Genomic DNA, 12,928 nt, shown 5'->3' on the forward strand with positions numbered 1-12,928 from the left:
CACCGCTGGAGCAGAGGAGCACCCCATGACCGCCGACACCGCCTGGCGCACCTCAGGAGACGGGACCGCGATCACCGACGAGACCATCGAGCGGATCGACCGCTGGTGGCGCGCCGCCAACTACCTGTCGGTCGGGCAGATCTACCTGCTGGACAACCCGCTGCTGCGCCGTCCGCTGGAGCGCGACGACATCAAGCCGCGCCTGCTCGGGCACTGGGGCACGACCCCGGGGCTGAACTTCGTCTACGCCCACATGAACCGCGTCATCCAGCAGCGCGACCTGAACGTCGTGAACATCACCGGCCCGGGCCACGGCGGCCCGGGCATGGTCGCCAACGCGTACCTCGAGGGCACCTACGAGGAGGTCTACTCCTCGATCACCCGCGACGAGGACGGCATGCGGCGGCTGTTCCGCCAGTTCTCCTTCCCCGGCGGCATCCCCAGCCACGCCTCCGCCGAGCTGCCGGGCTCGATCAACGAGGGCGGCGAGCTGGGCTACTCGCTGAGCCACGCCTACGGCGCGGCCTTCGACAACCCGGACCTGCTGGTCTGCGCGGTCGTCGGGGACGGGGAGGCCGAGACCGGACCCCTGGCCACCAGCTGGCACTCCAACAAGTTCGTGGATCCGCTGCACGACGGCGTCGTGCTGCCGATCCTGCACCTCAACGGCTACAAGATCGCCAACCCCACGCTGCTGGCGCGCCTGCCCGAGGACGAGCTGCTCGCGCTGATGCGCGGGTACGGGCACACCCCGTACGTGATGACCGGCGGCTTCGACGGCGAGGACCACGAGGCCGTCCACCGCCGCATGGCCGAGACCCTCGACGCGGCTCTGGACCACATCGCCCGGATCAAGAAGTCCGCCGCCGACGGCACGCTCGAGGGCCGCCCCGCCTGGCCTATGATCATCCTGCGCACCCCCAAGGGCTGGACCTGCCCGCCCGAGGTCGACGAGCAGCGCATCGAGGGCAGCTGGCGGGCGCACCAGGTGCCGCTGTCCGACGTCCGCGAGGACGAGGGGCACCTGCGCATGCTCGAGGACTGGATGCGCTCCTACGCCCCGCAGGAGCTCTTCGACGACCGGGGATCGCCCTCGGGGGCCGTCCTCGAGCTCTCCCCGCAGGGACCCCGGCGGATGAGCGACAACCCGCACGCCAACGGCGGCCTGGTGCGCAAGGACCTGCGCCTGCCGGACTTCCGCGACTTCGCCGTCGAGGTCGCCGACGACGACCGCGGCACGCGCCTCACCGAGCCCACGCGACGGCTCGGGGAATGGCTCACGGAGGTCGTGCGGGCCAACCCGGAGAACTTCCGCATCTTCGCCCCGGACGAGCTGGCCTCCAACCGCCTGGCGCCCCCGGTCTTCGATGCGACCGCCAAGCAGTGGAACGCGCTCTACGAGGACGACGACTCGAACATGGCGCGCCGCGGGCGGGCCATGGAGATGCTCTCCGAGCACCAGTGCCAGGGCTGACTCGAGGGCTACCTGCTCACCGGCCGCCACGGCATGTTCACCTCCTACGAGGCGTTCATCCACATCGTCGACTCGATGTTCAACCAGCACGCCAAGTGGCTCAAGGTCACCCGGTCGCTGCCGTGGCGCGCCCCGATCTCGTCGCTGAACTACCTGCTGTCCTCGCATGTGTGGCGCCAGGACCACAACGGCAACACCCACCAGGACCCCGGGTTCATCGACGTGGTGATGAACAAGTCCCCGGAGATCGTGCGCGTCTACCTGCCCTTCGACGCCAACACCCTGCTGAGCACCTACGACCACGTCCTGCGCTCCGACGACCATGTCAACGTCGTCGTCGCGGGGAAGCAGCCCACCGCGGACTGGCTGTCCATGGACGAGGCCATCGCGCACTGCACCCGCGGCCTGGGCATCCTGGAGTGGGCGGGCACCGAGCTGCGGGGCACGGACCCGGACGTCGTGCTCGCGGCGGCCGGCGACGTCCCCACGACGGAGATCCTGGCCGCGGCCAAGATCCTGCGCGAGGAGGTCCCGGACCTGAAGGTCCGCGTGGTGAACGTGGTCGACCTCATGCGGCTGCAGTCCGAGGAGGAGCATCCGCACGGGCTCGACGACCGGGAGTTCGACGGCATCTTCACGACCGACAAGCCCGTGATCTTCGCCTATCACGGCTATCCGTGGCTGATCCACCGCCTCACCTACCGCCGCAGCAATCACGTGAATCTGCACGTGCGCGGCTACAAGGAGGAGGGCACGACCACCACGCCGTTCGACATGCTGCTGATGAACGACATCGACCGGTACCAGCTGGTGATCGACGCGCTGGACCACGTGCCCGGGCTGGCCTCGCGGCAGGCCGAGCTGCGCCAGCAGATGCAGGACGCCCGCGCCCGTGCGCGCGCCTACACGCGCGAGCACGGCGCGGACATCCCCGAGGTCGCGCAGTGGCACTGGCAGGACGGCTCCGACGCCGATGCGGCCCCGGCGGACGACACCGGCGGCGACAACGAGTGATCTGCTGACCGGAGCGGCAAGGGTCCGGGGCCGCCGTCCCCGGGCCCGCCGGTCTCCCGGGTCCGGGGAGCGACCGACGCCGGGCAGAGCAGCGCCCCGCAGCCGATCGGCTGCGGGGCGCTCGCGCCTGCCGGATCGCGACGTCCGTCGCCGCGGTCGGGAGGATCGATCCGAATGATCAGGCCTCGACGCGCGGCGCGCTGAGCACGGCCAGGGCCTCATCGGCGCGCTGGGCGACCACCTTCACGTCGTAGGTCTCGGCCACGGTGGCCTGCACGGACTTGAAGTCGCGTCGGCCCCCGGTGGCCAGGTGGGCCAGGAAGCCGAACACGGCGCCCCAGACGGCACCCAGGATCAGGGCCCACAGCAGGATCGTGAACCAGGCCGCGGGCACGAAGATCATGAAGAGGATGCCGATCAGCAGGCCGAACCACAGACCGCTCAGTGCGCCGGAGCCGGCGGCGCGGCCCTTGGTCATGCGCCCGGTCACGCGCTCCTCCGAGCGCAGGCCCTCCCCCACGATCTTGACGGTCGAGACGTCGAACTTCTCGTCCGAGAGCCGGTCGACGACCTCCTGGGCCTCGGCGTAGCTGCGGTAGCTGCCGATCGTGCGGAACTCGAGATTGGCGGCGGGGATCTCCGTCATGCGTGCACATCCTTTCCTTGGGAATCACTCCCATTCACGCACGCGGACGCGGGGTCGTGGCAACCGGTTGCCATCGATTCTGGCCTGTCGGAGGGGGCTTTTCGCGGCCCGCGGACAGGGGGCGGGGTCGACGAGACGCACGTCACCGTGCTATCGACGAGCCTCCCCGGCCGGAGGACTCGTCCGTGGTGCCGATCTGCGGCGGCGTGGGCCCCGGCCGGGACTCCTCCGCGGCCAGGGAGTCGTACTCGTCGTGGGAGGCCCTGCCCTCCCGCTCGGTCCCGGGTGCGCCGGTGTGCTCGGCATCCCTGGAGCGGTCCTGCTCGTCGGGATGCCGGGCATCCGAGGCCTGCGGGTCGCCGCCGCGGTCCTGCTCGTCCGCTCCGCTGCCCTCCTCCTCCTGCTCGTCCCGGTACTCGTCGAGCTTCTCGCGCTGCTCGTGGCCGCGCTTGGAGTAGGTCGCGATGCGCACGGCATCGGCGTCATCGAAGTTCGATCCCAGGGCGCCGGCCAGCAGGCCCATCGAGACGGACATCGACACGATCGCGATGTAGTCCCCGGGGCCCGGGGCGTAGCCCAGCTGGGAGGCGAGGTAGTCGGCATCGATCACGATGACCGACAGCGCGCCGAGCGCGACGAAGAGCAGCGCGAAGACCATGACGACGCTGAGCAGCACCGTCACGAACGTCGCGATGTTCTCGACCGCGGCCCGGCCCGAGCCGGTGGCCGCACGGTCGTGGAACCACAGCCTGTTGCGCGTGATCAGCCACAGCGTGAACGTCAGGACCATCACCACGCCGATCAGCACGTGGCGCGCCGGGCTCACGGCGACGGCCAGGGTCCAGATGCTGCCGAAGAACACGCCGAAGCCGCCGGAGGCCAGGCCCGCGGCGATGCCGCCGCTGAGCGCCGTGACCAGGCGGCCCGGCCGGTTGGTGCGCACCATCCCGGCGATCTGGCGCAGGCGGGCGGAGGGGCCCGGCCGCACCAGGTAGTGGACGTCCGTCTCCAGCCCGGGGCGCACGGCCACGTGGGAGACGCCGATCCCCTCGACGAGCTCGTCGCCATCGACCGGGCGCTGCGCATCGCGGGTGCTGACCTCCACCAGATCCACGATCAGATCCCGCGCCGAGGCCTGCAGGCGCAGCGCACCCAGCGACGGCAGCGAGATCATCGTGGAGCGCCCGGCGGCGTCGACCTCCGCGATGACCGGCCGCTGATCCAGGGCACGCGGCAGATCGGTCAGGTAGACGAGGTAGCGCCAGTCATTGCGCTCGAGGATGCCCGGGGCGCGGGCGCTGAACGGGACGGTGCCGTCGTCGTTGAGGGGGAAGGTGAAGTGGCTGACCTCGGTCTCCCACGGCGTCCCGGTCCGGCGCGTGAGCCGCTCGGCGATCTCGTCGGCGAGGGCATCGGTCACGTTCTGGGGCACGCCGGGATCGGCGAGCAGGCCGAGGACCTGGGGCTGGGAGGGCATGCGGACATTCTCGCATCCGTCCGCCCGGCGGCCCGTCGGACGGGCGGATGCGGATCAGCAAGTTGCGGCAACCCGTTGTCCGCGCCGCGCTCGCCCGAGTTGTCTGGTCCCATGTCATCAGAGTCGATCGCATCCCATCCGGACCGTCTGCTGCCCGCGGACCCGGCCACCCGCTCCATTGCCCGCGGCCTGCTGAGCGAGGTCGAGCACCTGCCCATCGTCTCGCCGCACGGCCACGTTCCGCCGGCCATGATCGCGGACGACACCCCGTTCCCGGATCCCACGGAGCTGTTCATCAGCCCGGACCACTACCTGACCCGCCTGCTGCACGCCGACGGCGTCGACCTGGCCGATCTGCGCGTGGGCGGGCACCGGCAGACGGATCCGCGCGAGTCGTGGCGGATCTTCTGCCGGCACTGGCACCTCTTCGACGGCACGGCCACGGGCTACTGGCTGCGCTCGTCGTTCGCGAACGTGTTCGGCATCGACGACTCGAAGATCGACGAGGCCCACGCGGACGAGATCTACGACCAGTTCATGGAGCTCGTGCAGAAGCCGGAGTTCCGCCCCCGGGCCCTGTTCGACAGCTTCGGCATCGAGGTCCTGGCGACCACCGACGACCCGCTGGACACCCTGGAGCCGCATGACCGCGTGGCCGCCGACCCCTCGTTCCGCGGGCGCATGCTGCCCACGTTCCGCCCGGACTCCTACGTCCAGTTCGCCAAGCCGGGCTTCGCGGACCGAGTCCGTCGGCTCATCGACGAGGCCGGCGACGGCCTCACCGGCTACGCGGGCTACCTGCGGGCCATGGAGAACCGCCGCCGCTACTTCATCGACCACGGCGCCGTGTCCTCCGATCATGGCACCCACGACGCCCTGACGCTCAAGCTCGACGACGCCGAGGCCGACCGGCTGCTGCAGAAGGGCCTGGCCGGGCAGCACACGGCCGAGGAGGCGCACGCCTTCGAGGCGAACATGACCTATCAGTTCGCCCGGATGGCGGTCGAGGACGGCCTGGTCATGACCATCCACCCCGGCGTGCACCGCAACCACTCCCCCGAGACGTTCGCGCAGTTCGGACCCGACACCGGCCACGACATCCCGTTCCAGATGGAGTACACGCGCTCGCTGCAGCCGCTGCTGGGCGACTTCGGGAACCAGAAGGACTTCCACCTCGTCCTGTTCACGATCGACGAGACCGTGTTCTCCCGGGAGATCGCTCCCCTGGCCGGGTTCTACCCGTCGGTCTACATCGGCGCCCCGTGGTGGTTCATCGACGAGCCCGACGCGATGGCCCGCTGGCGCTCGGCGATCACCGGGACCGCCGGGTTCTCCCGGTCCTCCGGGTTCATCGACGACACCCGCGCGTTCACCTCGATCCCGGCCCGCCACGAGGCGTCGCGGCGCACGGAGGCATCGTTCCTGGCCCGGCTCGTGGCCGAGCACCGACTGAGCGAGGAGCGCGCCCGCGAGATCATCGTCGACATCGTCGACGCCGCACCCAGGAGGGCCTTCAAGCTGTGAGCACGCAACCGCTGAACCGCACCACGTGCACCGACGCCCCGGCGCCCCCGGTGCGCATCGTCCATCTGGGCCTGGGCGCCTTCCACCGAGCGCATCAGCTCTGGTACACCCAGCACTCCGAGGCCGACCCGTCCGATCCGCAGTGGGGCTTCGCGTCCTTCACGGGCCGCTCGCCGCGGATGTCGGACCTGCTCGGCGCCCAGGACGGGCTGTTCACGCTCATGGAGCGCGGCCCGGAGGGCGATGAGCCCGAGATCATCGGCGCCCTGGCCGACCCCCGCGCCGCCGACGACGTCGATCGGCTCTGGGAGCTGCTGGCCGCCGAGTCCACGGCGGCGGTCACCCTGACCATCACGGAGGCGGCCTACAACCTGGGCCCGGGACTGTCCTTCGACGCCTCGGACGAGACCGTGGCCCGGGACCTGGAGGCCCTGCGCGGGGCCTGGTCCGACGGCGGCTTCGACACCTCCGGCCTCGGGGTCCCGGAGTCACCGGCCGCCAAGCTGGTGGTGGGGCTGTCGGCGCGCCGGGCGGCCTCGGCCGGGCCGATCGCGGTCGTCTCGTGCGACAACCTCTCGGGCAACGACGCCGCGGCTCGCAGCGCGGTCCAGGGCCTGGCCGCCGAGGTGGACGCGCAGCTGGGCGCGTGGATCGAGCAGAACGTCTCCTTCGTGGGCACCTCGATCGATCGCATCACGCCGGCCACCGAGGACTCCCTGCTCGATGACGTCGCGGAGGCCACCGGATTCGCGGATCAGGCGCCGGTCGTGACCGAGCCCTTCCGCAGCTGGGTCCTGCAGGGCGACTTCCCCGCCGGGCGCCCGGAGTGGGAGCGGGCCGGGGCGGTGTTCGTCGACGACCTCGAGCCCTTCGAGCGGCGCAAGCTGTGGCTGCTCAACGGCTCCCACTCCCTGATGGCCTACGCGGCGCAGCAGCGCGGCCACGAGACCGTCGCCGAGGCCATCGGCGACGAGACCGTGCGCGGCTGGGTCGAGGCCTTCTGGGACGAGGCGCAGCGCCACCTCACGGCACCGGAGCTGGAGATCCCGGCCTACCGGGCGGCGCTGATCGAGCGCTTCGAGAACCCCCGGATCCGCCACAGCCTGGCCCAGATCGCCGGCGACGGCTCCGCCAAGCTGCAGATGCGCGCGGTGCCCCTGCTGCGCGCCGAGCGCGAGGCGGGCCGCAGCGGCGAGGCCGCCGCGCGCCTGATCGCGGCCTGGACCGTCTTCCTGGAGGGCCGCGACTCCGTCCAGGACGCCAAGGCCGACGCCGTGCTCGAGGCCTCTCGCGCGCCCGACCGCGTCCGCGAGCTGATCCGGCTCCTGGACCGGGACCTGGCGCAGGACGACGGCGTCGTCGAGCAGGTCCAGGCCCTGGCCGAGGCCCTGTCCTCCTGAGCCCGAAGGGGCGGCCCGCGCACGGCATCGTGCGCGGGCCGCCCCTTCCGCACACCCGCATCCGCACAGCAGAAAGGCGACATCATGCTGCGACCGCAGACCTCACCCACCCGCGAGCTCGTCAACCTCGACGGGAGCTGGCGCTTCGCCGTCGACTGGGACCGCCGCGGCCTGGCGGACGGCTGGCAGTCCGCGCCTCTCGAGGGCCGCCTCGAGGCGCCCGTCCCGGGCTCGGTCAACGATCTCTTCCACGACGAGCGCATCCGCGACCACGTCGGGTACTACTGGTACCAGCGCGAGGTCCGCGTCCCCCGCGGCTGGGACGGCGAGCGCATCCTGATCCGCCTCGAGTCCGCGACGCACGAGGGCACCGTCTTCGTGGACGACCGGAAGGTGGCCGAGCACCGCGGCGGCTACCTGCCCTTCGAGGCAGACATCACGGAGCACGTCGCCGCCGGCGAGACCTTCCGCCTGAGCATCGCCGTGAACAACGAGCTCACCAACGCCTCGATCCCCCCGGGCGAGATCGTGGAGCACGAGGACGGCCGCCGCACCCAGGAGTACAAGCACGACTTCTTCAACTACGCCGGCCTGCACCGCTCGGTGTGGCTGTACTCGCGCCCGGCCGCGCACGTCGAGGACATCACCGTCGTGACCGATCGCGACGGCTCGAGCGGGACGGTGGACTACCGGGTCGAGACCTCCGGCGGCTCCGGGGACGCCGAGGTCTCCGTCCGCGTCCTCGACGAGGCCGGGAAGGAGGTCGCCCAGGGCTCCGGCGCCTCCGGCACCCTGTCCATCCCGGACGTGACCCTGTGGCAGCCCGGCGCCGGCTACCTGTACCGTCTGGTGGTCGAGCTGCGCTCGGACGGGCAGCTCGCGGACTCCTACTCCCAGAGCTTCGGCGTGCGCACCGTCGAGGTCCGCGGCAAGCAGGTCCTGATCAACGGGGAGCCGTTCTACTTCACCGGCTTCGGGATGCACGAGGACCACGAGACCCTCGGCAAGGGCCACTCCGACGCCCACATGATCCAGGACTTCCAGCTGCTCGAGTGGATCAACGCCAACTCGCTGCGCACCTCGCACTACCCGTACAGCGAGGACATCATGGACTACTGCGACCGCCACGGCATCGTGGTGATCGACGAGACCGCCGCCGTCGGGCTCAACTGGGCGATCGCCGGCGGGATCATGGGCGGCGAGGAGGGCGGCACCTTCGAGCCCGGCCACGTGGACGACTCGACGGCCGCCTCCCACCGCCGCGAGATCGAGGAGCTGATCGCCCGCGACAAGAACCGCCCCGCCGTGGTCCTGTGGTCGATCGCCAACGAGCCCGACACGGCCGTGGACGCCGCCCGCGACTACTTCGAGCCGCTCGTGCGGCTGACCCGCGAGCTCGACCCGTCGCGCCCCGTGGGGTTCGTCAACGTCATGTTCGCGCCCGCGGGCAGGTGCACGGTCTCGGACCTCTTCGACGTCCTGATGATCAACCGCTACTACGGCTGGTACGTCCAGCCGGGCGATCTGGTCTCCGCCGAGCAGTCCCTCGAGGAGGAGCTGCGCGGCTGGGACGAGTACGGCAAGCCCGTGATCATGACCGAGTACGGGGCCGACACGGTGGCCGGGCTGCACTCGGTCTACGACCAGCCCTTCACCGAGGACTACCAGGTGAGCTTCCTCGACATGTACCACCGGGTCTTCGACCGCGTGGAGTGCATGATCGGCGAGCACGTCTGGAACTTCGCCGACTTCCAGACCAAGTACGGCTACGCGCGCGTGGACGGCAACAAGAAGGGCGCCTTCACCCGCGACCGCAGGCCGAAGGCCGCAGCGCGTGCGCTGAAGCGGCGGTGGGCGGACAAGCTCGGCCGCTGAGGCCCGCGGCGCCCGGCCGATCGGGCGCCGCTGATCCCGCCGCGAGGGGCGGTCCCGGAGCCGATCCGGGGCCGCCCCTCCCCTGCGTCCGGGCACCGCGGGAGAGACGCAGGCAACAGCCGGGAACCGCCGGGGCCCCTTCTGCGGCCCCGTGAACAATGGAGGGACGGGAGCTGAACAGCCTTCAGCCGCTGAGTCCGCCGCACCGACCTCGACGATGAGGGCGGCGGGATTGAGGAGACCTCCATGTCCACAGAAGCAGGTGCCCCGGGGCGCACCGAGAACGAGGCGATGAAGCCTCTGCCCTGGAAGTCCGTCATCGGCTACGGAGCCGGCGACGCCGCGAACAACGTGGCCTTCACGACCACCACGATGTTCCTGCTCATCTACTACACCGATGTGCTGGGCCTGAGCGCCGTGGTCGGCGGCATGATCCTGGGCGTCGTGCGCGTGCTCGACGCCTTCTTCGACATCTTCGCCGGGGCCGTCGTGGACGGCGCCAAGGTGCGCCGGCTCGGCAAGTTCCGCCCGTTCCTCGTGGTCGGAGCGGTGCCCCTGCTCATCCTGGCGTTCCTGAACTTCCACATCCCCCGGATCGGCGAGTCCGGGATGCTGCTGCTGGCCTTCCTTGCCTATGCGCTGATGGGCCTGGTCTACTCCCTGGTCAACATTCCGTTCGGGTCGATGGCCGGGGCCATGACCCAGCGCGACGACGACCGCGCCAAGCTCGGCTCGGCCCGCGTGGTCGGGGCCACCATCGTGGGCGCCTCGCTGAGCGCGTTCGTGGCGCCGCTGCTCGAGCCCGGCCCGGGCCTGCAGGGGATCTTCACCCGCGTGCTGCTGACCCTCGTGATCGTGGGCTTCGTGCTCTACATCGTGTGCATCGCGACCACGCGCGAGCGCGTCGTGCGCGACGTGGCCTCCGTGCCCCTGCGCCGCAGCCTCAAGGCGGTCGGCCAGAACAAGCCGCTGCTGATGCTCATGGCCAGCTCGGTGTTCTTCCTGAGCTCCTACCTCTACCTGAACACGGTGCAGGTCTACTACGTCCGCGACGCCCTGAACGCCCCCGAGCTCTTCCCGGTCATCGCGATCGGGCAGCTGGCCATGACCTTCGTGCTCGTGATCCTCATGCCGAAGCTGGTGCTGCGCTTCGGGAAGAAGCACCTGTACATGTTCTTCGGCGCGCTCGTGGTGCTCGGCGGACTGATCATGGCCTTCAACCCGGGCGGCTCGGCCGTCGGCGGGCTGATCGGCCTGCTCGTCGCCCTGGGCGGCGTGCTCGGCAACAACGTGGTGGTCTTCGCGCTGGAGGCCGACACCGTCGAGTACGGCGAGTGGAAGACCGGGGTGCGCTCCGAGGGCTCCATCTACGCCGTGTTCTCCTTCACCCGCAAGGTCGGCCAGTCCATCGGCGGCATGCTCGCGGGCGTGGGCCTGGGCTGGGCCGGCTACGTCTCGGGGGCGGCCGATCAGTCGGCGGAGACCTTGCACGGCATGCAGCTCACCTCGGGGCTCTTCCCGGCGGCGCTGGCGCTGATCGCCACGCTGATCATGATCCGCTACCCGCTCACCGAGAAGGCGCACACCGGGATCATGGAGCAGATCCAGATCCGCCGCGAGACCGGCACCATGCCGCAGGTGGATCCGTTCGAGGACGAGCGGCGTCCGGGCCGCCGCCGCTGACCCCGGGCTTCGGGAGGGCGTGCCCCTGCCCGCCCTCCCGATCCCCCGGCGGCTCGCGCTGCCGTCGCGGAGCCCGTCGTCCCCTTCTCCGGGGACGGCGGGCTCTGCGCATGCCCGCCTGCGTGCGGGGTGTGTCCCGGGCAACACATGGCAATCCGAGGTGCCCCGTTCAGGGGCTGTTCAGGATGGACCGCAATCGGCAGTGAGGTCCCTCACGGGAGGGCAGCCCGCGCCGTCTCCTGAGAGAGGGACCCCATCCCCATGAGCACCACGACCGACGCCCCCGGAGGCCTGCCTGCCCCCGAGCGCGGGGCGAGCCGGCTGAAGCCGATCCAGTACATCGCCTACGGCGGCGGCGACATGGCCAACAACCTGGCCTTCTCGCTGTCGATCTCCTTCCTGGCGGTCTACTACACGGACGTCGCACTGCTGGCCCCGGCCACGGTGGGGCTGATCTTCCTGGCCATGCGCTTCGTCGATGCCTTCACCGACGTCATCATCGGATCGGTGATCGACCGCACGAACACCCGCATGGGCAAGTTCCGGCCCTACATCATGGTCTTCTGCGTGCCGCTCGTGCTCTCCGCGATCCTGGCGTTCTCCATGCCGGCCGGGCTGCGCGGCACGGACGGCGCGCTCATCTGGGCCGTCGTCACGTACTTCCTGCTCGGCTCGGTGTTCTACACCCTGGTCAACATCCCCTACGGCTCGCTCGCCGCGGCCATGACCGACAACAGCCAGGACCGCTCCAAGCTCGCCCTGGCGCGCACGCTCGGCTCGGGCATCATGCAGATCGTCACGGCCGTGGCCATCAGCCCGGCCATGCAGCAGTTCGTGGGTGATCCCGACGGCCTGCAGGCCGCGCTGACCCGCACCATCGCGCTGCTCGGCGCGGGCGCGCTCGTGCTCTATGCATTCCTGGTCATCACCTCGCGCGAGAACGTCGAGCGCCGGGTCGCCAAGGTCAGCCTCAAGGAGAGCTTCCGCACGCTCGCGGCCAATCGCGCCCTGCAGGCCCTCGCCGGCATCTCGGTGGTCTACCTGGCGGGCCTGTTCTGCCTCACCGGCATTCTGATCTACTACGCCCGCGACGTCCTGGGCGACGCGCGCTACATGATCTGGTTCTCGCCGCTGATGTTCGGGATGATCGTCGTCCTCGGCTGGAGCATCCCGATCCTCTCCCAGCGCCTCGGCAAGCCGCGCGTCTTCCAGATCGCCGCGCTCGTGGGCGTCGTCGGCGGCCTGCTGATGGGGCTGCTGGGACGCGACGCTCTGGCCATGGCGTTCGTGGGCGTGACCCTGATCGGCGCCAGCAGCAGCTTCGTGAACACCCTGATGTGGAACATGGAGGCCGACGCCGTCGAGTACGGCGAGTGGAAGACCGGGATCCGCAACGAGGGCACGACCTACGCGATCTTCTCGTTCGTGCGCAAGATGGCCCAGGCCCTCGGCGGCTGGGCGGGGCTGTGGCTGATCGGCGTCTTCGGCTACGTCCCCGGCGCCGCGGCTCAGCCCGACTCGGCGATCACGGGCATCAGCCTGGCCGCGGGCATCGTCCCGGCCGCCTTCTTCCTGCTCTCCGCGATCCTGGTGCAGTTCTACCCGCTGACCGACAAGCGCCACGCGCAGATCCTGCTGGACCTGCGCTCGCGCAAGGAGACCGGGATCCTCCCCCAGGCGACGCGCGACGAGCACGAGGAGCACGCAGCCGCCGACGCGGACCGCGGCGCCCGGGATCCGTCGGCGGAGGCTCCCGGCTCCGAGCCCGGGGCGCCCCGGGGCAAGTGAGGGAAAGGCCTCGGTGCGGCAGACACCCCGGACCTAGCCTGGAGGCA

At 70.7% G+C, this 12,928-nt stretch carries 7 protein-coding genes and 1 pseudogene; 6 read left to right on the plus strand and 2 right to left on the minus strand.

Annotated elements, in window-relative coordinates; all coding sequences use genetic code 11:
* Nucleotides 1-25: 25 nt before the first annotated feature.
* A pseudogene (locus FSY66_RS06195) lies at nucleotides 26-2,488 on the plus strand (phosphoketolase family protein).
* A 178-nt stretch (nucleotides 2,489-2,666) separates the two neighbouring features.
* On the opposite strand, the gene FSY66_RS06200 reads toward FSY66_RS06195, so the two are convergent.
* Both FSY66_RS06200 and FSY66_RS06205 read right to left on the minus strand, forming a co-directional pair.
* Nucleotides 2,667-3,134 (minus strand): general stress protein, encoded by a 468-nt coding sequence (locus FSY66_RS06200; RefSeq protein ID WP_144792344.1) that lies wholly within the window; start codon nucleotides 3,132-3,134, stop codon nucleotides 2,667-2,669.
* Nucleotides 3,135-3,276: 142 nt separating this feature from the next.
* A complete protein-coding gene (locus FSY66_RS06205) occupies nucleotides 3,277-4,611 on the minus strand; it encodes an MFS transporter (protein ID WP_144792346.1) in 1,335 nt (444 codons plus the stop codon).
* A gap of 111 nt (nucleotides 4,612-4,722) precedes the next feature.
* Between FSY66_RS06205 and uxaC the strand changes: the two genes are divergently transcribed.
* The 5 genes from uxaC (at nucleotide 4,723) to FSY66_RS06230 (ending at nucleotide 12,881) form a co-directional block, all read left to right on the plus strand.
* The gene (gene uxaC, locus FSY66_RS06210; protein ID WP_144792348.1) at nucleotides 4,723-6,135 is read left to right on the plus strand and encodes a glucuronate isomerase; all 1,413 of its coding nucleotides are present in this window, start codon (nucleotides 4,723-4,725) and stop codon (nucleotides 6,133-6,135) included.
* Nucleotides 6,132-7,535, plus strand: coding sequence for a mannitol dehydrogenase family protein (locus tag FSY66_RS06215; RefSeq protein WP_186304461.1), 1,404 nt, complete (start codon nucleotides 6,132-6,134; stop codon nucleotides 7,533-7,535). The genes uxaC and FSY66_RS06215 overlap by 4 nt, the downstream gene beginning before the upstream one ends.
* 84 nt (nucleotides 7,536-7,619) lie before the next feature.
* Nucleotides 7,620-9,410: a beta-glucuronidase gene (gene uidA, locus FSY66_RS06220; RefSeq protein ID WP_144792350.1), complete on the plus strand. Its 1,791-nt coding sequence runs from the start codon at nucleotides 7,620-7,622 to the stop codon at nucleotides 9,408-9,410.
* A 246-nt stretch (nucleotides 9,411-9,656) separates the two neighbouring features.
* Nucleotides 9,657-11,093, plus strand: coding sequence for a glycoside-pentoside-hexuronide (GPH):cation symporter (locus FSY66_RS06225; RefSeq protein ID WP_144792352.1), 1,437 nt, complete (start codon nucleotides 9,657-9,659; stop codon nucleotides 11,091-11,093).
* Nucleotides 11,094-11,354: 261 nt separating this feature from the next.
* Nucleotides 11,355-12,881 carry a glycoside-pentoside-hexuronide (GPH):cation symporter gene (locus FSY66_RS06230; RefSeq protein WP_144792354.1) on the plus strand — a complete coding sequence of 509 codons (1,527 nt, stop codon included), beginning with the start codon at nucleotides 11,355-11,357 and terminating at the stop codon, nucleotides 12,879-12,881.
* Nucleotides 12,882-12,928: the final 47 nt, after the last annotated feature.

It is taken from the genome of Kocuria palustris (genome assembly GCF_007666205.1).
Classification (GTDB): domain Bacteria; phylum Actinomycetota; class Actinomycetes; order Actinomycetales; family Micrococcaceae; genus Kocuria; species Kocuria palustris_A.

Excerpts from the sequence above, each read along its gene's own strand:
- FSY66_RS06205 (WP_144792346.1), bottom strand. The coding sequence starts at position 4,611 with ATGCCCTCCCAGCCCCAGGTCCTCGGCCTGCTCGCCGATCCCGGCGTG.
- FSY66_RS06230 (WP_144792354.1), top strand. The coding sequence starts at position 11,355 with ATGAGCACCACGACCGACGCCCCCGGAGGCCTGCCTGCCCCCGAGCGC.
- uxaC (WP_144792348.1), top strand. The coding sequence starts at position 4,723 with ATGTCATCAGAGTCGATCGCATCCCATCCGGACCGTCTGCTGCCCGCG.
- uidA (WP_144792350.1), top strand. The coding sequence starts at position 7,620 with ATGCTGCGACCGCAGACCTCACCCACCCGCGAGCTCGTCAACCTCGAC.
- FSY66_RS06225 (WP_144792352.1), top strand. The coding sequence starts at position 9,657 with ATGTCCACAGAAGCAGGTGCCCCGGGGCGCACCGAGAACGAGGCGATG.
- FSY66_RS06200 (WP_144792344.1), bottom strand. The coding sequence starts at position 3,134 with ATGACGGAGATCCCCGCCGCCAATCTCGAGTTCCGCACGATCGGCAGC.